This window comes from Pseudomonas bijieensis (assembly GCF_013347965.1).
In the GTDB taxonomy this organism is placed as follows: Bacteria; Pseudomonadota; Gammaproteobacteria; order Pseudomonadales; family Pseudomonadaceae; genus Aquipseudomonas; species Aquipseudomonas bijieensis.
The window spans coordinates 6574151-6594400 of sequence record NZ_CP048810.1 but is presented as its reverse complement, the minus strand read 5'-3'; the positions used below and the strand labels follow the sequence as shown (position 1 = coordinate 6594400).

Sequence of the window (20250 nt, the reverse complement as noted above, 5' to 3'; positions counted from 1 at the left end):
CATAGACTGCCCTCCAATGTTTATTGGCCGAGGAGATCGAGATGGGTTTGTTAGTCGAGGGCCGCTGGCAGGATCAGTGGTATGAAAGCAAGGACGGCACGTTCCAGCGCGAACAGGCGCAACGCCGTCACTGGGTGACCACCGACGGCAGCGCCGGCCCCAGCGGCGAAGCCGGGTTTGCCGCCGAGGCCGGGCGCTACCATTTGTACGTGTCCCTGGCCTGCCCCTGGGCCCATCGCACGCTGATCTTTCGCAAGCTCAAGGGCCTGGAAGACCTGATCGACGTCTCGGTGGTCAGTTACCTGATGCTGGAAAACGGCTGGACCTTCGACAAGGCCCACGGCTCCACGGGCGACAAACTCGACAACCTGAGCTTCCTGCACCAGCGCTACACCGTCGATACCGAGGACTACACCGGTCGCGTCACCGTGCCGGTGCTGTGGGACAAACGCCAACAGCGCATCGTCAACAACGAATCGGCGGAAATCATCCGCATGTTCAACAGCGCCTTCGACGGCTTGACCGGCAACGACCTGGACTTGTATCCGGAACACCTGCGCCGCGATATCGACGCCTTGAACGAGCGGATCTACCCGGCAGTGAACAACGGTGTCTACCGCGCCGGATTCGCCACGACCCAAGCGGCCTATGAAGAAGCCTTCGACCGGCTATTTGCCGAACTGGATTGGCTGGAGGCGTTGCTGGCAACCCGTCGTTACCTGGCAGGCGAATACCTGACCGAGGCCGATATCCGGCTCTTTACCACAATTATTCGCTTCGACGCGGTGTACTTCGGCCACTTCAAGTGCAACCTGAGACGCATCGCCGATTATCCGAACCTGTCGAACTGGCTGCGGGAGTTGTACCAGTGGCCGGGCATTGCCGAGACCGTGGATTTCCCCCACATCCAGGGCCATTACTACGGCAGCCACAAGACCATCAACCCCAATGGGATCGTGCCCAAGGGGCCGAAGCAGGACTTTACGGTCGCCGATGATCGGGGAAGGTTGAGTGGGAAAGGGATTTGGCTTGGTTCTGGGAAGTGATCTGGGGTCTTGATTGCCTCTGAAGGCCCATCGCGAGCAGGCTCGCTCCCACACTTGATCGTCGTTCAACCATGAATCTGCGGTTGTACACGGTCCACTGTGGGAGCGAGCCTGCTCGCGATTGGAGACAACGCGGTCTTCCTAAACCTGCCCCTGGGCCCCTTCAAACCACGCCAGTTTCTCGCGCAGTTGTACCACTTCCCCAACGATCACCAGCGTCGGCGCATGCACTTCATGCTCGGCCACCAGCCGTGGCAAATCCGCCAGGGTGCCGGTGAAGACTCGCTGATTGGATGTCGTGCCTTGCTGGATCAACGCCGCCGGTGTGTCCGCCGCACGACCATGCTTGATCAGCTCGTTGCAGATCACCGGCAATCCCACCAACCCCATGTAGAACACCAGCGTCTGGGCCGGGGACACCAGGTCGGCCCATGGCAAGTCGCTGGTACCGTCCTTGAGATGGCCGGTGATGAACCGCACCGACTGGGCGTAGTCACGATGGGTCAGGGGGATCCCGGCGTAGGCCGCACAACCACTGGCGGCGGTGATGCCCGGGACAACCTGGAACGGGATGCCGTGGGCCGCCAGCTCTTCGATCTCCTCGCCGCCACGGCCGAAGATGAACGGATCACCGCCCTTCAACCGTACCACTCGCTTACCTTGTCGGGCCAAGTCCACCAATTGCTGGTTGATCTGGTCCTGGGGCACGGCGTGTTCGGAGCGGCGCTTGCCAACGTAGATGCGCTCGGCGTCGCGCCGGCACAGTTCCAGGATTGCCGGCGCCACCAAGCGGTCATACAGCACCACGTCGGCCTGCTGCATCAAGCGCAAGGCACGGAAGGTCAGCAGGTCAGGATCACCCGGCCCAGCCCCCACCAGATAGACTTCGCCCGGCGCGTTCGGCGCCTGACCGTCGATCTTTTCCTGCAGCAGGCGCTCGGCTTCGGCACCCTGCCCGGCCAGTTGACGGTCGGCGATAGGGCCTTGGAACACTTCTTCCCAGAACGCCCGACGTTGCTGCACATCGGGAAACAAGCCTTTGACCTGGCTGCGAAAACGCGCCGCCAGCCCGGCCAGTTGCCCGTAGGTCGATGGAATCCAGGTTTCCAGCTTGGCCCGGATCAACCGCGCCAGCACCGGCGCGTCGCCGCCACTGGACACCGCGATCACCAGGGGCGAACGGTCGACGATGGCCGGAAAAATCACACTGCACAGGGCCGGCGAGTCCACCACGTTGACCGGCACGCAACGCTTGTGGGCATCAGCCGACACCTGGGCGTTGAGCGATTCGTCGTCGGTGGCAGCGATGATCAGACCGCAGCCGTCCAGGTCCACTTCCACGTAGCCACGCAGGATGCATTCACCGCCGCTGCCACCGACCAGTTCCCGCAACTGCGGTTCGATATCGGGTGCGACCACCCGCAACAACGCGCCGGCATCGGCCAGCAGGCGAGACTTGCGCAAGGCAATCTCGCCGCCGCCAACCACCAGCACGCGGCTGCCGCGCAGGTTGTGGAACAGTGGCAAATAGTCCATTTAACCGATGACCTCGATGCCGCCCATGTACGGTTTCAACACCTCGGGCACACGGATCGAACCGTCGGCCTGCTGGTAGTTTTCCAGCACCGCCACCAGGGTCCGGCCCACCGCCAGGCCGGAGCCATTAAGGGTGTGGACCAGTTCCGGCTTGCCGGTTTCCGGGTTGCGGAAACGCGCCTGCATACGGCGGGCCTGGAAGTCGCCACAGTTGGAGCACGAGGAAATCTCGCGGTACTTGTCCTGGCTCGGGATCCAGACCTCCAGATCGAAAGTCTTGACCGCGCTGAAGCCCATGTCGCCGGTACACAGCGCCAGGGTGCGATACGGCAGTTCCAGCAGTTGCAGGACCTTCTCGGCATTGGCGGTCAGGCTTTCCAGCGCCTCCATGGACTTCGAAGGCTCGACGATCTGGACCATCTCGACTTTGTCGAACTGGTGCTGGCGGATCATGCCCCGGGTGTCGCGACCCGACGCCCCGGCTTCACTGCGGAAGCACGGCGTGTGGGCGACGAACTTGATCGGCAGTTGCTTGGCATCGACGATCTCGCCAGCGACGATGTTGGTCAGCGACACTTCGGCGGTCGGGATCAGGTACAGGTCGGCCTCGCCGTCGCGGCTGATCTTGAACAGGTCTTCCTCGAACTTCGGCAACTGGCCGGTGCCCTGCAAGGCCGGCGCCTGCACCAGATACGGCGTGTAGGCTTCTTCGTAACCGTGTTCGGTGACGTGCAGGTTGATCATGAACTGCGCCAGGGCCCGATGCAGACGGGCAATCGGCCCACGCAACAGGGCAAAACGCGCGCCGGAAAGCTTGGCGGCGGTTTCGAAATCGAGCCAGCCGAACTTCTCGCCCAGAGCCACATGGTCCTGCACCGGGAAATCGAAGACCTTTGGCGTGCCCCAGCGACGTACTTCGACGTTGCCCTCTTCGTCTTCACCGACCGGTACCGATTCGTGCGGCAGGTTCGGGATGCCCAGCAGGATCGAATCCAACTCGGTCTGGATCGCGTCCAGCTCGACCTTGCCAGCGCTCAATTCGCCCGCCATGCGCTCGACATCGGCCATCAGCGGCGCGATGTCTTCACCACGCTGCTTGGCCTGGCCGATGGACTTGGAGCGCGCGTTACGTTCAGCCTGCAGGGCTTCGGTGCGGGTCTGGACGGTCTTGCGCTGTTCTTCCAGCGCTTCGATGCGCGCGACGTCCAGGGCATAGCCACGGGAAGCCAGGCGATCCGCTACGTCCTGAAGGTTGCTACGTAACAGTTTGGAATCGAGCATGTCGGTCTCTCGTTATCAAAGTTTGGTCAGGGACAGGCCGGCCCATGTGGCGAGCAGCCCGCCGAATACGCTGATGGCCGCATAGCCCAGGGCCAGCGGCACCTGCCCGCTTTCCAGCAAGCGCACCGTATCCAGTGAAAAGGATGAAAAAGTCGTCAGGCCGCCAAGAAAGCCGACGATCAGGCCCGCACGTACCTCGATGGGCACTTCCGGGCGCATCAAAAACAGACCGTATAGAACACCGATCAGCAGACAGCCCACGATATTAACGGCCAGCGTCGCGGTATAGAAGTGCCGCGGCCAATTTGCATTGATCCAGTTGCCGGTCGCGAAGCGCACCAACGTACCGGCAACGCCACCTGCGGAAACTGCAAGAATCAGGGGGATCAAGGTTTTCTCCGCTGCCGTGGACTCAAGCGGTCCAATTGCGCCAAGTGGTTGAGCTTCTCGCCGATCTTCAGTTCCAGGCCACGGGGCACCGGCTGATAGAAGCGCTGGGGTTCGAGTTCATCGGGGAAATAGTCTTCGCCGGCGGCATAAGCGTCCGGCTCATCGTGGGCGTAACGGTATTCCTCGCCATAGCCCAACTGCTTCATGAGCTTGGTCGGCGCATTGCGCAGGTGCAGCGGCACTTCAAGGGAGCCATGCTCGGTAGCGCTGCGCATCGCCGCCTTGAAGCCCATGTACACGGCGTTGCTTTTCGGCGCGCAGGCCAGGTAGGTGATCGCCTGGGCCACGGCAAGCTCGCCTTCCGGGCTGCCCAGGCGCTCCTGCACATCCCAGGCTGCCAGGCACAGGCTCAGGGCGCGAGGGTCGGCGTTGCCGATGTCTTCGCTGGCCATGCGCACCACGCGCCGCGCCAGGTACAGCGGATCGCAGCCGCCGTCGATCATTCGCGCAAACCAGTACAAGGCGGCATCGGGGTTGGAGCCGCGGATGGATTTGTGCAGCGCCGAGATCTGGTCATAGAACGCTTCGCCGCCCTTGTCGAAGCGCCGCCGGGTATCGCCCAGCAAGCTTTGCAACAGCTCGACGCCAATCTCGCTATCGTCCTCAGCCAGGTCCGAGGCGTTTTCCAGCAGGTTGAGCAAGCGCCGGCCATCACCGTCAGCGGCCGAAAACAGGATATGGAACCCTTCGTCGCTGAGGCTCAAATGCCGCTTGCCCAGGCCGCGCTCCTCGGTCAATGCCCGATGCACCAGCTTGCGCATCGCCGCTTCGTCGAGGCTCTTGAGCACATAGACCCGCGCCCGGGACAGCAACGCGTTGTTGAGTTCGAACGAAGGGTTTTCGGTGGTCGCACCGATGAAGATCAGCGTGCCGTCTTCCACGTAGGGCAGGAACGCGTCCTGTTGGGATTTGTTGAAGCGGTGCACTTCGTCGACGAACAGGATGGTGCGCTTGCCGTACTGGCCGGCCTGCTGCTTGGCCACTTCCACCGCCTGGCGGATTTCCTTGACCCCGGCCAGCACCGCCGAAACCGTTTCGAAATGCGCGTCCGAGACTTCCGCCAGCAGCCGCGCCAGGGTGGTCTTGCCCACGCCCGGCGGGCCCCAGAAGATCATCGAGTGCAGCGCGCCCTGCTCCAGCGCTTCGCGCAGCGGCTTGCCGCGAGCGAGCACATGCTCCTGGCCGACGTACTCATCCAGGTTGGTCGCGCGCAGGCGGGCGGCCAATGGCTGGGCAATCGGGGCGCTTCGAAACAGGTCCATCACTACTTATACAACCTCCACTGGGTCCTGATACCGATTCTCTCTGCAGAAGCAGATCTGTGGGAGCAGACCTGTGGGAGCAGACCTGTGGGAGCAGACCTGTGGGAGCAAGGCTTGCCCGCGATTGCATCGCCTCGGTCTACCAGATACACCGAGGTGTCTGTATCGCGGGCAAGCCTTGCTCCCACAGACCAATTTCCACAGACCATTCCCACAGGCCATTTCCCACAGGGGCTTTGTGTTTACTCCTGGATCACATCGGCACCCTTGGGGATGTCGAACTTGAACTTGGATGCCGCGATCGGCTCGTTGGCCTTGACCCCGGTGAACAGGATATTGGTGCGCTGGCCGACACTGTCGATCAGTTGCATGTCGTTGACCAGGCCGTTGCGGAACGACAAACGCAAGCTATCGAACAGGCTGTCCTTGGTCTTGGGCTTGAGGGTGAAGTCAATCACGCCACCGGCCTCCTTGGAGGTGATCTCGAAGCTCTGGCTGATCTCGGAGATATCACCGGAGAGCAACAGCGCCGGCGTCTGGGTCAGGCGCTGGTCGAGGGTCTTGATGGTCACCTGCTCCAGATCCGGATCCCACAGGGAGACTTTCTTGCCGTCGGAGACCATCAGCTGTTCGGCTGGCGCATCGGTGTGCCAGTAGAACAGGCCCGGACGCTGCAAGGCCATGTCGCCAGCGGTTTCCTGTAACTGGGTGCCACTGCCATCGAGGGTCAACTGGGAGAAACGCGCCGTCAGGGTCTGGGAGCCACCCAACAATTGGGTCAGGCGGGCCACATCCTTTTCGCCGGCGTGGGCCGACAAGGTGCTCAGGGCCAATACGGGCAACAGCAACATGCGAATCAGGCGCATGGGAGTCCTCATGAAGTCGTGGGGGTCGGGCGACGTGTCAGCAAGCCGCCCGGGTCGTTAGTCGCGCATCGGGCCCGGCGCCAGTACTTCGCGCGAACCGTTGGTGTTCATGGCCGTCACCACCCCGGCCATTTCCATGGCTTCGATCATGCGGGCGGCACGGTTGTAGCCAATCTTCAGCTTGCGCTGAACAGCAGAAATCGAGGCCCGACGGCTCTCCAGGACGAACTGCACCGCTTCGTCGTAGAGCGCATCGGTTTCAGCATCGTCGTCACCGCCGCCACTGCTGCCTTCGAAACCGCTGCCGGCTTCTTCGACACCGTTGAGGATGTCGTCGTTGTATTCAGGTGCGCCGCGCAGCTTCCAGGCCTCCACCACGCGGTGCACTTCGTCGTCGGAAACGAACGCACCGTGCACTCGGATCGGCAGGCTGGTGCCCGGCGGCATGTAGAGCATGTCACCGTGGCCGAGCAACTGCTCGGCGCCGCCCTGGTCGATGATGGTCCGCGAGTCGATCTTGCTCGACACCTGGAATGCCATGCGGGTCGGGATGTTGGCCTTGATCAGGCCGGTGATCACGTCCACCGACGGTCGCTGTGTGGCGAGGATCAGGTGGATACCGGCCGCACGGGCCTTCTGGGCGATACGGGCGATCAGCTCTTCGACCTTCTTGCCGACGATCATCATCATGTCGGCGAATTCGTCCACCACCACCACGATGGTCGGCAGCTTGTGCAGCAGCGGCGCTTCGTCGTGGATATTCTCGCGGTGATACAGCGGGTCGCTCAACGGCGTACCGGCTTCCTCGGCTTCCTTGACCTTGGCATTGAAGCCCGACAGGTTGCGCACGCCCATCTTCGCCATCAGCTTGTAGCGGCGTTCCATCTCGGCAACGCTCCAGCGCAAGGCATTGGCGGCGTCCTTCATGTCGGTGACCACCGGGCACAGCAGGTGCGGGATGCCCTCGTAGATCGACAGCTCGAGCATTTTCGGGTCGATCATGATCAGCTTGGCGTCTTCCGGGCCGGACTTGAACAGGATCGACAGGATCATCGCGTTCACACCCACCGATTTACCGGAACCGGTGGTACCGGCCACCAGCAAATGGGGCATTTTCGCCAGGTCAGTGATGACTGGCTTGCCACCGATGTCGTGGCCCAGGGCCAGGGTGACCGGCGACTTGTGGTTGTCGTACTCCGGCGTGGACAGTACCTCGGAGAAGCGCACGATCTGCCGGTCTTCGTTGGGGATCTCGATCCCCACGGTGGTCTTGCCGGGAATCACCTCCACCACCCGCACGCTGGTCACGGCCAGGGAACGCGCCAGGTCCTTGGCGAGGTTGGCGATGCGGCTGACCTTCACGCCGGCGGCCGGCTGGATTTCGTAACGGGTGATGACCGGGCCCGGGTGAATCGAATCCACCGAAACCTCGACGCCGAACTCCTTGAGCTTGATCTCCAGCAAGTGGCCGACAGCCGCCAGGGATTCGGGGGAATAGTTGAGCTGTTTCTTTTCGGCCGGGTCCAGGATCGAGATCGGCGGCAAGGTGCCTTCCACCGCGCTGTCGACGAACAGCGGCGCCTGTTTCTCTTTCTGCACGCGCTTGCTCTGCTCCGGCGGCTTGGCCGGGGCCATGGTAATGACCGGTGGCACCTGTTTCTCGCGCTCGGACATGTGCTTGCTCAAGGCCTGCTCACGCTCTATCAGGCGCTCCTTGACCTTGGCCTGCTCGCGCTTGTCCGGCGTCGTCGGGGCCACCACATCGTGGACCCGGTCGTCTACTTCACGCAGTTGCGCCACCAGTTGCTTGCGCTCGGTGCGCGCCGCCCACCAGCGGTTCACGACACCCTGGATCAGTTCGATCAGGTCGAGGGTGATCTTGCCGGTGACGTCCATGACCTTGAACCAGGACAAGTCGGTGAACACCGTCAGGCCGAACAGGAACAGGGCGATGAACAGCAGCGTGCTGCCCTGGATATTCAGGGCGTTCCTGGCCAGGTCGCCGAGGCTTTCCCCCAGCGCACCGCCCGCCCCGGCCGGCAAGCCGGTGGGCGCATGGAAATGGATATGGGCCAGCGCGGCCCCCGACAACACCAGGAACACCAGGCCGATCAGGCGCCAGGAGAACAGCCAGCCGCTCCACTGCCACGGTTCGTGGCGCTGGCGGAAGATCTGGTAGGCCTTGATCGCCAGCAGCAACGGGAAGATGTAGGCGAAATAGCCCAACACCATGAACAGGATGTCGGCGCTGTAGGAACCGGCCGGGCCGCCGAAATTCTGCACGTCGTCGATCTTGCTGTTATGGCTCCAGCCCGGATCGTCCTTGCCGTAGGTCAGCAGGGCCATCATCAGGAACAGGCACAGGGCACCGATGGCGATCAACGCACCTTCCTTGAGCCGGTAGTGCAATTGCTGGCGCCAGAGCGGAACGACTGGTTTGGGTGCTGCGGTGGATTTCTTCAAAACGCTTCTTTTCCTGCGCCTACGGCGCGTCCATCTGTTGAATGACTATAAAAAACTGCCCATGACGAGCAGGTAAAAAAGTGAATGTGCACAACCGGTACTACTTTTACCACTGTGAGGTGCATCCAGAAAACCACAGGTGTTGCCGAAGATTTTGATCTTTAGCCCATCCAGCGCTCAAAACTCAAGCATTGTACGGGTTTGTCGACGCCAAGGCATTGCCTGACAGCATAGCCGGATTCAGGCTGCACACGCGCTAATTGGACCATGCATTCTCTTTTGTGACAAAGGCTTATGAGGTGTTTTTTATGAGCGAAGTGAAGCATTCACGCCTGATCATTCTCGGGTCCGGCCCTGCGGGGTACAGCGCTGCTGTCTATGCCGCCCGCGCCAACCTCAAACCTGTTGTCATTACCGGCCTGCAGGCCGGCGGCCAGCTCACCACCACCGTGGAAGTCGATAACTGGCCCGGCGATGTCGAAGGCCTGACGGGCCCGGTACTGATGGAGCGCATGCAACGGCACGCCGAGCGCTTCGATACGCAGATCGTCTACGACCATGTCCACACCGCCAAGTTGCAACAGCGCCCGTTCGAATTGATCGGCGACAGCGGCACCTACACCTGTGATGCGCTGATCATTGCCACCGGTGCCTCGGCCCAGTACCTGGGCCTGCCCTCGGAGGAAACCTTCGCTGGCAAAGGGGTTTCCGCGTGTGCGACCTGCGATGGCTTTTTCTACCGCAACCAGGTGGTGGCCGTGGTCGGCGGCGGCAATACCGCAGTCGAGGAGGCCCTGTACCTGTCGAACATCGCCAGGGAAGTACACCTGATCCACCGCCGCGACAAGCTGCGTTCAGAGAAAATACTGCAGGACAAACTTTTCGAAAAAGCCGCCAGCGGCACTATCAAGCTGCACTGGAACCAGAACCTGGAGGAAGTCCTGGGCGACGCCAGCGGCGTGACCGGCGCACGCTTGCGGCACAGCGAGACCGGCGAAACCAGCACGCTGTCCCTGGCTGGCGTGTTCATAGCCATCGGCCACAAACCCAATACCGAACTGTTCCAGGGCCAGTTGACGATGCGTGACGGTTACCTGATCGTGCGCGGCGGCAGCGAGGGCAACGCCACCGCGACCGCTATCGAAGGCGTGTTCGCCGCCGGCGATGTGGCCGACCACGTCTATCGCCAGGCAATCACCTCCGCCGGCGCCGGCTGCATGGCCGCACTCGATGCCGAGAAGTATCTCGATGACATCCCTGCCGTTTGACGGTTAACCTTCCAGGCGAGTCCTCGCTGATGCGCGAGGCCCGCCGCCTGCCGCCCTCCCCTTCTACTTAAGCCGGATACCAATGCTGACCTGGTTACAACGCAACAGCTTCGAATTCCCGCCACTGGCAAAAGCCATGCGCGATCCCAACGGGTTATTGGCCGCCGGCGGCGATCTCTCCGCCGACCGGCTGATCCAGGCTTATCGTCACGGCTGCTTCCCATGGTTTTCCGAGGGGCAACCGATCCTGTGGTGGTCGCCGGACCCACGTACGGTATTGTTTCCCGACGAACTGCACATATCCCGCAGCCTGGACAAACTGCTGCGCAAGCAGCGCTATCAAGTGACGTTTGACCGAGATTTCGCGGCGGTCATCCAGGCGTGCGCCGCGCCTCGGGACTATGCCGAGGGCACCTGGATCACCGACGCCATGCAAACCGCTTATCGGGAACTGCACCGACGCGGTTTTGCCCATTCGGTGGAAGTGTGGGACCAGGGGATGTTGGTGGGTGGCCTGTATGGCCTGGCCATGGGACAGCTGTTCTTTGGCGAGTCCATGTTCAGCCGGGCCGACAATGCCTCGAAATTCGGCTTCGCCACCCTGGTCCAGCACCTCAAGGCCGCCGGTTTCGTACTGATCGACTGCCAGATGCCCACCGAGCACCTGCACAGCCTCGGCGCACGGTCGATCCCACGCAGTGAATTTGCCGATTATCTAAAGGCACATCTGGACCAACCCAACCATGCGACATGGGTTTGCTGAGCGACATTCGCGCTCCTGGCTTACAATTAAATTCAAAGCTTATCCCGAGGGTCGATCATGACCGAGTTGGCGCGTTTGAAGTTCTATGCCACTCAGCCCCACTCTTGCAGTTATCTGCCCGAGGAGCAGGCCACGACGCTGTTCCTCGACCCTAGCCAGCCCATGGATGTGCATGTCTACGCAGACCTGTCGGAAATGGGCTTTCGTCGTAGCGGCGACCACCTCTACCGGCCCCATTGCCAACACTGCAACGCCTGCGTTCCGGCGCGTATCCCCGTCGCGCAATTTCTGCCCAATCGCCAGCAGAAACGCATTTTCAAGCGCAACGCCGACCTTCAGGTTCGCCCGGTCAAGCCGCAGTTCACTGAGGAGTATTTCGACCTGTACCAGCGCTACATCGAACAACGCCATGCCGATGGCGACATGTACCCACCCAGCCGGGATCAGTTCGCGACCTTCCTGGTGCGTGACCTGCCGTTTTCCCGTTTCTATGAGTTCCGCCTGGACGGACGGCTGGTAGCCATCGCCGTCACGGACCTGCTGCCCAACGGCCTTTCGGCGGTATACACCTTCTATGAGCCAGACGAAGAACGGCGCAGCCTTGGCCGGTTTGCCATCCTCTGGCAAATCAACGAAGCCCGGCGCCTGGGACTGGAAGCGGTATACCTGGGCTACTGGATCAAGAACTGCAAGAAAATGAACTACAAGACCCAATATCGCCCCATTGAACTGCTGATAAACCAACGCTGGGTTGTCCTGAGTTAGAACCCTTCGGCTTAAAAGCTAGAACCCCTTGGCTTGAACCCCCTTTTTCGGGCACAATGCACGCCGCTTTTGCCTGGCGCAGTTGCACCGGGCCATTCACTGGATACCGAGGGCTTTACTGCATGTCGAAAGAAGACAGCTTCGAAATGGAAGGCACTGTCGTCGACACCCTGCCCAACACCATGTTTCGTGTGGAGTTGGAAAATGGGCACGTCGTAACCGCGCATATCTCCGGCAAGATGCGCAAGAACTACATTCGTATTCTTACCGGTGACAAAGTGCGCGTCGAGCTGACGCCCTATGACTTGAGCAAAGGGCGCATCACTTACCGCGCTCGCTAACAAGTCAATACAAAACGCCCGGCTGATGCCGGGCGTTTTTGTTTGTCCGCCCCCACGATCACCTCACACCCCTGTGGGAGCGAGCCTGCTCGCGATGAGGCTGGCACATTCGGCATTACTGCCAACTGACCCACCGCTTTCGCGAGCAGGCTCGCTCCCACAGGAGATTTGTGGCGGATGCAAATCCTGCAGTTATCCAGCCCCCCCACAGGGACTAGGTATTGCTGAAATAGCAAAAAAGGCGCCTTTCGGCGCCTTTTGCTTTGTTGCGGGTAGTGATCAGGCCATTTCGGCCGTGGTTTCGAAGTCGAAGGTCAGTTCGCCGTCCTTGATGTCGATGTGAACCACACCGCCATGTTCGGCCAGTTCGCCAAAGAGGATTTCCTCCGCCAGCGGACGCTTGATCTTGTCCTGGATCAGGCGAGCCATTGGTCGTGCCCCCATCGTCACATCGTAACCACCTTCGGCCAGCCAACTGCGAGCCGCATCGGTGACCTCCAGCAAGACACGCTTGTCTTCGAGCTGCGCCTGAAGTTCGGTAAGGAACTTGTCCACCACGCTCTTGATGACTTCATGACTGAGGCGACCAAACTGGATAATGGTGTCCAGGCGGTTGCGGAACTCAGGCGTGAAGCTCTTCTTGATCACTTCCATCGCATCGGACGAGTGGTCCTGATGGGTGAAACCGATCGAAGCGCGAGCTGCGGTTTCGGCACCGGCGTTCGTGGTCATGATAATGATCACGTTGCGGAAGTCCGCCTTGCGCCCGTTGTTATCGGTCAGCGTACCGTGGTCCATGACCTGCAGCAGCAGGTTGAAGACTTCCGGATGCGCCTTCTCGATTTCATCGAGCAACAGCACGCAGTGTGGCTGCTTGGTAATCGCTTCGGTCAGCAGGCCGCCCTGGTCGAAACCGACATAACCTGGAGGCGCACCAATCAGACGCGATACGGTGTGGCGCTCCATGTACTCGGACATGTCGAAACGAACCAGCTCGATACCCATCGCCTTGGCCAATTGCCGTGCTGCCTCGGTCTTGCCGACACCGGTGGGACCTGCGAACAGGAACGAGCCCACTGGCTTGTCCGGCGACTTGAGGCCGGCGCGAGACAGCTTGATAGCGGTCGACAGCGAGTCGATGGCCGCATCCTGGCCGAACACCGTCAGCTTCAGGTCACGCTCCAGGTTACGCAGCAGCTCCTTGTCGGAACTGGTGACATGCTTGGGCGGAATACGCGCGATTTTCGCCACGATATCCTCGACCTGAGGCACTTCGATGCGCTTGACGCGTTTCTCCACGGGTTGCAGGCGCTGGTAGGCACCCGCCTCGTCGATGACGTCGATGGCCTTGTCCGGCATGTGCCGGTCATTGATGTAGCGCGAGGCCAGTTCCGCCGCGGCGCGCAGGGCTTCATCGCTGTACTCGATGTTGTGGTGCAGCTCGAAGCGCCCTTTCAGGCCGCGCAGGATACCGATGGTGTCCTCCACCGAAGGCTCCGACACATCGACCTTCTGGAAGCGCCGGGCCAAGGCACGGTCCTTCTCGAAGATCCCGCGGAATTCCTGGAACGTGGTCGAGCCGATGCAACGGATATCACCCGAAGACAGCAACGGCTTGAGCAGGTTGGAGGCATCCATGACACCACCGGAAGCAGCCCCGGCACCGATGATGGTGTGGATTTCATCGATGAACAGGATCGCTTGCGGACGTTTTTTCAGCTCGCCGAGCAACGCCTTGAAGCGCTTCTCGAAATCGCCGCGGTACTTGGTACCGGCCAGCAAGGCCCCCAGGTCGAGGGAATACACGACGCTGTTGGCCAGCAGGTCCGGCACCTGGTTGTCGACGATGCGCTTGGCCAGGCCTTCGGCAATCGCGGTCTTGCCCACGCCTGCCTCGCCCACCAGCAGCGGGTTGTTCTTGCGGCGCCGGGCCAGGATCTGCGCAACGCGCTCGACCTCGGCCTCGCGTCCGACCAGTGGATCGATGCGCCCCTGGCGTGCCAGTTCGTTCAGGTTGCTGGCATAGGCATCCAATGGGTTGCCTGAAGAAGAAGACTCACCGCCCTCGTCGTCCTGCATATCCTGCTCACCCTCGGAGTGATCGCCATGCCCCGGCACCTTGGAGATGCCATGGGCGATGTAGTTGACGACATCGATACGCGCAACGCTCTGCTGCTTGAGCAGGAACACTGCCTGGCTTTCCTGCTCGCTGAAGATGGCAACCAACACGTTGGCACCGGTGACTTCACGCTTGCCCGAGCTCTGTACATGGAAGACAGCACGCTGCAGGACACGTTGGAAGCCCAGGGTTGGCTGGGTTTCGCGATCCTCGTCATGCACGGGGATCAGTGGCGTGGTGGAGTCGATGAACTCCTGCAGATCATGCTTGAGTTTATCGAGGTTCGCGCCGCAGGCACGCAAAACGGTGGCGGCAGCCTCGTTATCCAATAGGGCCAGCAGCAGGTGTTCGACGGTCATGAATTCATGACGCTTCGAACGAGCCTCCTTGAAGGCAAGATTGAGGGTGACTTCGAGCTCGCGGTTTAACATAGCTTCACCTCATACCCAAGTGGTCGGCGTTAACCGTCCTTCTCGATTTCACAGAGTAGCGGATGCTGGCTTTCCCGGGCGTACTGATTGACCTGCATGGCCTTCGTCTCGGCGATGTCGCGGGTAAACACTCCACATACTGCCCGTCCCTCTGTATGGACAGCCAGCATGACCTTGGTCGCCAGCTCGCGGTTCAGATTAAAAAACAACTCGAGCACTTCGACGACGAAATCCATCGGTGTGTAGTCATCATTGAACAAAACCACCTTGTACATCGGTGGAGCCTGTAATGCAGGCTTTGCCTCCTGAACAGCAATGCCTGCGGAATCGTCGTCGTGTAGATCCGGGCGATCCTGATTGAATGTTAGTCGAATCTGGCTGACTGCATGCATGGAAAGAAAGGTTCGTTTAGTTGGCGAATACAGTGATGGGGGCGCTTGTGGGCGATTTCAACCACGACCACCCGGCCACCTTGACTATCGGCAAAACGGTGTTACAACCAATAGAGCCCATCGTGGGTTAAAAAGGTCCGTGGAATCTATCCTGTTTTCAAGATTAGCCTGCGGATGGACTGGATGATACTCCAGTGATGGAGTGCGTTGCAGAGGGAAATGGGTTATGTCGGTCGTCAAGATGAATGGCAAGGTGAAATGGTTCAACAATGCAAAGGGCTACGGCTTCATTATCGCGGCCGGCAGGGACAATGAAGACCTTTTCGCCCATTACTCGGCTATCAACATGGAAGGCTATAAGACCTTGAAGGCCGGACAGCCTGTGACGTTCGACGTCATCCAGGGACCCAAGGGCTTGCACGCGGTCAATATCAGGATTGTCACCGCCGAAGAGACACCCGCCCCTGTCAATGCCAGGATCACCGAGGCCCATTGACCGGCAGTCGCCACCCCGGACAAATGAAAATGCCCGGCTCGATCACCCGAGCCGGGCATTTGCGCTGAGCGCCGACTCGCTTACATGTGCGAAATCAGGGCATCACCGAAGCCCGAGGACGACACCAGCTTGGCACCCTCCATCAGACGTTCGAAGTCATAGGTCACGGTCTTGGCCGAAATCGCGCCGTTGGTGCCCTTGATGATCAGGTCGGCCGCTTCGGTCCAACCCATGTGGCGCAGCATCATTTCCGCCGACAGGATCAGCGATCCCGGGTTGACCTGGTCCTTGCCGGCATACTTGGGCGCGGTACCGTGGGTGGCTTCGAACATCGCCACGGTGTCGGACAGGTTGGCGCCCGGCGCAATACCGATACCGCCCACTTCCGCCGCCAGGGCGTCGGACAGGTAGTCACCGTTGAGGTTCAGGGTGGCGATCACGTCATATTCGGCCGGACGCAGGAGGATCTGCTGGAGCATCGCGTCGGCGATGGCGTCCTTGACGACCACGTTCTTGCCAGTCTTGGGGTTCTTGAACTGCATCCAGGGCCCGCCGTCGAGCAGGGTCGCACCGAACTCCTCGGCCGCCACTTCGTAGGCCCATTCCTTGAAGGCACCTTCGGTGAACTTCATGATGTTGCCTTTGTGTACGATGGTCAGCGAATCGCGGTCATTGTCGACAACATATTGCAAGGCCTTGCGCGCCAGGCGCTTGGTGCCCTGCTTGGAAACCGGCTTGACGCCGATGCCGCAGTCCTCGTCGAAACGGATCTTGGTCACGCCCATTTCTTCTTTCAGGAACTTGATGACCTTGGTGGCTTCGGCCGAACCTGCCTTCCACTCGATGCCAGCGTAGATGTCCTCGGAGTTCTCACGGAAGATCGTCATGTCCACGTCGCCAGGTTTCTTGACCGGGCTGGGCACGCCTTCGAACCAGCGCACCGGGCGCAGGCACACATACAGGTCGAGCTGCTGGCGCAGGGCGACGTTCAGCGAACGGATACCACCGCCCACCGGCGTGGTCAGCGGGCCCTTGATGGAAACCACGTAATCCTTGACCGCATCCAGGGTTTCCTGGGGCAACCAGGTGTCCTGGTCGTAGACCTGGGTCGCTTTCTCGCCGGCATAGACTTCCATCCAGGAAATCTTGCGCTTGCCGCCATAGGCCTTCTGAACCGCTGCGTCCACCACCTTGATCATGACCGGACTGATGTCGACGCCAATACCGTCGCCTTCGATGAAAGGGATGATCGGGTTGTCCGGAACATTAAGAGAATGGTCTGCATTGACGGTGATTTTGTCACCGACGGCTGGAACCTGAATCTTTTGATACCCCATGCTGAACTCCATTGCTTGGATTGAACATCTGGCTGCGTTCGAGCGTACCCCACTTGAATCGGCGCGCAAACCCTACGTTAGGCTCATCAGGGGCAAAGCGTTGCAGTTCGCCATGTACAACCCTGAAAACCAAGGGAAAAGCGCCAAACATGAGCATAGTCCGCTCCATGGGTAGTGCGACGTTTAGACCAATGGACGTGTACGGAAGTCTATGAACCATCGGCAGATCGCCAGCTACCTATGTATAATGCCGCCGCTGACCACAGGGTCACGACGGCTGACGGCTCTATCACAGGACTTTCCGCCAATTTAAAAGCCGGACCGTTACCGCGGCCCAACCGCTTGACGCTCGACTGATGCACCCAACATCACCGCGAAGAAACCTCGACATTCGGCTCACGGATGACTTTGAACGAACGCGCTTACCCGGCGCCCCTCGAGTTTCTGCGCATGCTTTAGCAAAGAAGAGAGTTAATCCGAATATGCCCACCCGCTCGAAGATCATCTATACCTTCACCGACGAAGCTCCCGCCCTCGCCACCTATTCGCTGCTGCCGATCGTCGAAGCCTTTACCGCTTCGGCCGATATCGCCGTGGAAACCCGCGATATCTCCCTCGCAGGGCGCATCCTGGCCAGCTTCCCCGAGCAACTGGGCGACAAAGACGTAGCCGACCACCTCGCCGAACTGGGCGACCTGGCCGTTACGCCTGAAGCCAACATCATCAAGCTGCCGAACATCAGCGCCTCGGTGCCGCAACTGCAGGCCGCGATCAAGGAATTGCAGGCCCAGGGCTACGCGCTGCCGGACTACCCGGAAACCGTGACCAGCGACGCCGAGAAAGACGCGCGCGCCCGCTACGACAAGGTCAAGGGCAGCGCCGTGAACCCGGTCCTGCGCGAAGGCAACTCCGACCGCCGCGCCCCGTTGTCGGTCAAGAACTACGCACGCAAGCACCCGCACAAAATGGGCGCCTGGGCAGCCGACTCCAAGTCCCACGTGGCCCACATGAACACCGGCGATTTCTACGGTAGCGAAAAAGCCGCCCTGATCGACGCTGCCGGCAGCGTGAAAATCGAGCTGATCGCCCAGGACGGCACTGCCACTGTCCTGAAGGAAAAAACCACCGTACAAGCCGGTGAGATCCTCGACTGCGCCGTGATGAGCAAGAACGCCCTGCGCGACTTCATCGCCGCTGAAATCGAAGACGCCAAGCAAAAAGGCGTCCTGCTGTCGGTTCACCTCAAGGCCACCATGATGAAGGTCTCCGACCCGATCATGTTCGGCCAGATCGTTGCCGAGTTCTATAAAGACGCCCTGGCCAAGCACGCCCAAGTGCTGGAGCAGATCGGCTTCAACCTGAACAACGGCATCGGCGACCTGTACGCCCGCATCAAGGCCCTGCCGGCCGAGCAGCAGGCGCAGATCGAAGCCGACATCCAGGCGGTCTACGCAGCGCGTCCATCCCTGGCGATGGTCAACTCCGACAAAGGCATCACCAACCTGCACGTGCCGAGCGACGTCATCGTCGACGCCTCGATGCCGGCCATGATCCGTGACTCCGGCAAGATGTGGGGCACCGACGGTCAGTTGCACGACACCAAGGCCGTGATCCCGGATCGCTGCTACGCCACCATCTACCAGGCGGTGATCGAAGACTGCAAGCAACACGGCGCCTTCGACCCAACCACCATGGGCAGCGTGCCGAACGTCGGCCTGATGGCCAAGAAAGCCGAAGAGTACGGCTCCCACGACAAGACCTTCCAGATCAAGGCCAACGGCGTGGTACGCGTTTCCGACAGCACCGGTCGCACCCTGCTGGAGCAGAACGTCGAGGCTGGCGACATCTTCCGCATGTGCCAGACCAAGGACGCGCCGATCCAGGATTGGGTCAAGCTGGCCGTCAACCGCGCTCGCGCCAGCAGCACCCCGGCGATCTTCTGGCTGGACCCGATGCGCGCCCATGACGGCGTGGTGATCGAGAAAGTCCAGGCCTACCTGAAGAACCACGACACCACCGGCCTGGACATCCGCATCATGTCGCCGGTCGACGCGATGAAGTTCACCCTGGCACGCACCCGCGAAGGCAAGGACACCATTTCGGTGACCGGCAACGTACTGCGCGATTACCTGACTGACCTGTTCCCGATCATGGAACTGGGCACCAGCGCCAAGATGCTCTCCATCGTGCCGCTGATGAACGGCGGTGGTCTGTTCGAAACCGGCGCCGGCGGCTCGGCACCCAAGCATGTTCAGCAACTGCTGGAAGAAAACTTCCTGCGCTGGGATTCCCTGGGCGAGTTCCTGGCCCTGGCCGCCTCCCTCGAACACCTGGGCGTGACCTACGACAACCCGAAAGCGCTGGTGCTGGCCAAGACCCTCGACCAGGCTACCGGTGAGTTCCTGGACCGCAACAAGTCGCCTTCGCGCAAGGTCGGCGGCATCGACAACCGTGGCAGCCACTTCTACCTGACCCTGTTCTGGGCCCAGGCACTGGCCGCCCAGGACGACGACGCAGCCCTCAAGGCTCAGTTCACTGCCCTGGCCAAGACGTTGACCGACAACGAAGAAAAAAATCGTTGCCGAGCTCAATGCCGTTCAAGGCAAGCCAGTGGATATCGGCGGTTACTACTTCGCCAACCCTGAGCTGACCAGCAAGGCCATGCGCCCGAGCGCCACCTTCAACGCGGCAATTGCTGCGCTGGTGTAAGGTTGTAAGGGAACATCACGAACCCCGGCCTGGTGCCGGGGTTTGTGTTTCCGGACACACCATACTTTCCCTCCTGACAACATATCCCCCCTGTGGGGAGCGAGCCTGCTCGCGATAGCGGTATAACATTCAACCCTGATGCTGACTGACACACCGCTATCGCGAGCAGGCTCGCTCCCACAATGGCCTGTTTTCAAATTGAAATTCCATGCACATTGATATCTAGGAAACCCCATGGACTGGAAACCCCACATCACCGTCGCCACCATCGTCGAAGACCACGGCCGTTTCCTGATGGTCGAAGAATCCAAAGGCGGACGAGCAGTGCTCAACCAGCCCGCCGGTCACCTGGACCCGGACGAAACGCTGATCGAAGCCGCGGTGCGCGAAACCCTGGAAGAAACCGGCTGGGACGTCGAACCCACCAGCGTGGTGGGCATCTACCTGTACACCGCCCCCAGCAATGGCGTGACCTACCAGCGGGTCTGTTTCGCCGCCAAGGCCTTGAAACACCGCCCCGAATATCAATTGGACGACGGCATTCTGGGCGCCAAATGGCTGACTCGCGACGAGCTGCTCGAACAGCGCGGGCACTGGCGCAGCGAGCTGATCATCCGCTGCATCGACGATTATCTGGCCGGCCATCGCCACAGTCTGACGCTGATCCGTCCTTCTCTTTAGCCTTGCGCGCCCGGGCCTGATAGAATCGCGTCCTTTTTCAAGAC

16 protein-coding genes and 1 pseudogene are annotated in these 20250 nt (G+C 60.7%); 8 read left to right on the top strand and 9 right to left on the bottom strand.

What is annotated here, in order from left to right:
* Positions 1-41 precede the first annotated feature (41 nt).
* Complete coding sequence (locus tag GN234_RS29285) at positions 42-1046, top strand: glutathione S-transferase family protein (protein ID WP_176689474.1); 1005 nt, start codon at positions 42-44, stop codon at positions 1044-1046.
* A gap of 141 nt (positions 1047-1187) precedes the next feature.
* Here the strand turns inward: GN234_RS29285 and cysG are convergent, their stop codons facing one another.
* The 6 genes from cysG to GN234_RS29255 all read right to left on the bottom strand — a co-directional run bounded on the left by cysG (position 1188) and on the right by GN234_RS29255 (position 8904).
* Positions 1188-2582 carry a siroheme synthase CysG gene (gene cysG, locus GN234_RS29280; RefSeq protein ID WP_176689473.1) on the bottom strand — a complete coding sequence of 465 codons (1395 nt, stop codon included), beginning with the start codon at positions 2580-2582 and terminating at the stop codon, positions 1188-1190.
* Positions 2583-3863, bottom strand: a complete 1281-nt coding sequence (gene serS, locus GN234_RS29275) for a serine--tRNA ligase (RefSeq protein ID WP_163857948.1) — start codon at positions 3861-3863, stop codon at positions 2583-2585.
* A 15-nt stretch (positions 3864-3878) separates the two neighbouring features.
* Positions 3879-4253: a fluoride efflux transporter CrcB gene (gene crcB, locus GN234_RS29270; RefSeq protein ID WP_013693703.1), complete on the bottom strand. Its 375-nt coding sequence runs from the start codon at positions 4251-4253 to the stop codon at positions 3879-3881.
* Entirely contained in the window at positions 4250-5575 is a 1326-nt protein-coding gene (locus tag GN234_RS29265) for a replication-associated recombination protein A (protein WP_176689472.1), read from the bottom strand. Before GN234_RS29265 ends, crcB begins: the two co-directional genes overlap by 4 nt.
* 242 nt (positions 5576-5817) lie before the next feature.
* Positions 5818-6441, bottom strand: coding sequence for an outer membrane lipoprotein chaperone LolA (gene lolA / locus GN234_RS29260; protein WP_003203330.1), 624 nt, complete (start codon positions 6439-6441; stop codon positions 5818-5820).
* Positions 6442-6498: 57 nt separating this feature from the next.
* A complete protein-coding gene (locus tag GN234_RS29255; RefSeq protein WP_109755544.1) occupies positions 6499-8904 on the bottom strand; it encodes a DNA translocase FtsK in 2406 nt (801 codons plus the stop codon).
* A gap of 308 nt (positions 8905-9212) precedes the next feature.
* Between GN234_RS29255 and trxB the strand changes: the two genes are divergently transcribed.
* The 4 genes from trxB (at position 9213) to infA (ending at position 12041) form a co-directional block, all read left to right on the top strand.
* Positions 9213-10172, top strand: coding sequence for a thioredoxin-disulfide reductase (gene trxB, locus GN234_RS29250; protein ID WP_176689471.1), 960 nt, complete (start codon positions 9213-9215; stop codon positions 10170-10172).
* Positions 10173-10254: 82 nt separating this feature from the next.
* Positions 10255-10935 carry a leucyl/phenylalanyl-tRNA--protein transferase gene (aat, locus tag GN234_RS29245; RefSeq protein WP_176689470.1) on the top strand — a complete coding sequence of 227 codons (681 nt, stop codon included), beginning with the start codon at positions 10255-10257 and terminating at the stop codon, positions 10933-10935.
* A gap of 57 nt (positions 10936-10992) precedes the next feature.
* Complete coding sequence (locus tag GN234_RS29240) at positions 10993-11700, top strand: arginyltransferase (protein WP_176689469.1); 708 nt, start codon at positions 10993-10995, stop codon at positions 11698-11700.
* 122 nt (positions 11701-11822) lie between these two features.
* The gene (gene infA / locus GN234_RS29235) at positions 11823-12041 is read left to right on the top strand and encodes a translation initiation factor IF-1 (RefSeq protein WP_002553999.1); all 219 of its coding nucleotides are present in this window, start codon (positions 11823-11825) and stop codon (positions 12039-12041) included.
* A 279-nt stretch (positions 12042-12320) separates the two neighbouring features.
* On the opposite strand, the gene clpA is transcribed toward infA, so the two are convergent.
* Positions 12321-14591: an ATP-dependent Clp protease ATP-binding subunit ClpA gene (gene clpA / locus GN234_RS29230; protein WP_003203340.1), complete on the bottom strand. Its 2271-nt coding sequence runs from the start codon at positions 14589-14591 to the stop codon at positions 12321-12323.
* Between the two features lie 29 nt (positions 14592-14620).
* Positions 14621-14983 (bottom strand): ATP-dependent Clp protease adapter ClpS, encoded by a 363-nt coding sequence (gene clpS / locus GN234_RS29225; protein WP_109755548.1) that lies wholly within the window; start codon positions 14981-14983, stop codon positions 14621-14623.
* A 226-nt stretch (positions 14984-15209) separates the two neighbouring features.
* Between clpS and GN234_RS29220 the strand changes: the two genes are divergently transcribed.
* Entirely contained in the window at positions 15210-15479 is a 270-nt protein-coding gene (locus GN234_RS29220; RefSeq protein ID WP_109755549.1) for a cold shock domain-containing protein, read from the top strand.
* Between the two features lie 80 nt (positions 15480-15559).
* Here the strand turns inward: GN234_RS29220 and icd are convergent, their stop codons facing one another.
* The gene (gene icd, locus GN234_RS29215) at positions 15560-16816 is read right to left on the bottom strand and encodes an NADP-dependent isocitrate dehydrogenase (protein WP_024779303.1); all 1257 of its coding nucleotides are present in this window, start codon (positions 16814-16816) and stop codon (positions 15560-15562) included.
* A 482-nt stretch (positions 16817-17298) separates the two neighbouring features.
* On the opposite strand from icd, the pseudogene GN234_RS29210 reads away from it, so the two are divergent.
* Together GN234_RS29210 and GN234_RS29205 are read left to right on the top strand one after the other, a co-directional pair.
* A pseudogene (locus tag GN234_RS29210) lies at positions 17299-19525 on the top strand (NADP-dependent isocitrate dehydrogenase).
* A 234-nt stretch (positions 19526-19759) separates the two neighbouring features.
* Positions 19760-20206 (top strand): NUDIX hydrolase, encoded by a 447-nt coding sequence (locus GN234_RS29205; protein ID WP_176689468.1) that lies wholly within the window; start codon positions 19760-19762, stop codon positions 20204-20206.
* The last annotated feature ends 44 nt before the right edge of the window (positions 20207-20250 follow it).

Bases quoted from the DNA above. Each gene is read 5' to 3' on its own strand.
- GN234_RS29285 (WP_176689474.1), top strand. From the start codon at position 42: ATGGGTTTGTTAGTCGAGGGCCGCTGGCAGGATCAGTGGTATGAAAGC.
- cysG (WP_176689473.1), bottom strand. From the start codon at position 2,582: ATGGACTATTTGCCACTGTTCCACAACCTGCGCGGCAGCCGCGTGCTG.
- serS (WP_163857948.1), bottom strand. From the start codon at position 3,863: ATGCTCGATTCCAAACTGTTACGTAGCAACCTTCAGGACGTAGCGGAT.
- GN234_RS29265 (WP_176689472.1), bottom strand. From the start codon at position 5,575: ATGGACCTGTTTCGAAGCGCCCCGATTGCCCAGCCATTGGCCGCCCGC.
- lolA (WP_003203330.1), bottom strand. From the start codon at position 6,441: ATGCGCCTGATTCGCATGTTGCTGTTGCCCGTATTGGCCCTGAGCACC.
- trxB (WP_176689471.1), top strand. From the start codon at position 9,213: ATGAGCGAAGTGAAGCATTCACGCCTGATCATTCTCGGGTCCGGCCCT.
- aat (WP_176689470.1), top strand. From the start codon at position 10,255: ATGCTGACCTGGTTACAACGCAACAGCTTCGAATTCCCGCCACTGGCA.
- GN234_RS29240 (WP_176689469.1), top strand. From the start codon at position 10,993: ATGACCGAGTTGGCGCGTTTGAAGTTCTATGCCACTCAGCCCCACTCT.
- infA (WP_002553999.1), top strand. From the start codon at position 11,823: ATGTCGAAAGAAGACAGCTTCGAAATGGAAGGCACTGTCGTCGACACC.
- clpA (WP_003203340.1), bottom strand. From the start codon at position 14,591: ATGTTAAACCGCGAGCTCGAAGTCACCCTCAATCTTGCCTTCAAGGAG.
- clpS (WP_109755548.1), bottom strand. From the start codon at position 14,983: ATGCATGCAGTCAGCCAGATTCGACTAACATTCAATCAGGATCGCCCG.
- GN234_RS29220 (WP_109755549.1), top strand. From the start codon at position 15,210: ATGTCGGTCGTCAAGATGAATGGCAAGGTGAAATGGTTCAACAATGCA.
- icd (WP_024779303.1), bottom strand. From the start codon at position 16,816: ATGGGGTATCAAAAGATTCAGGTTCCAGCCGTCGGTGACAAAATCACC.
- GN234_RS29205 (WP_176689468.1), top strand. From the start codon at position 19,760: ATGGACTGGAAACCCCACATCACCGTCGCCACCATCGTCGAAGACCAC.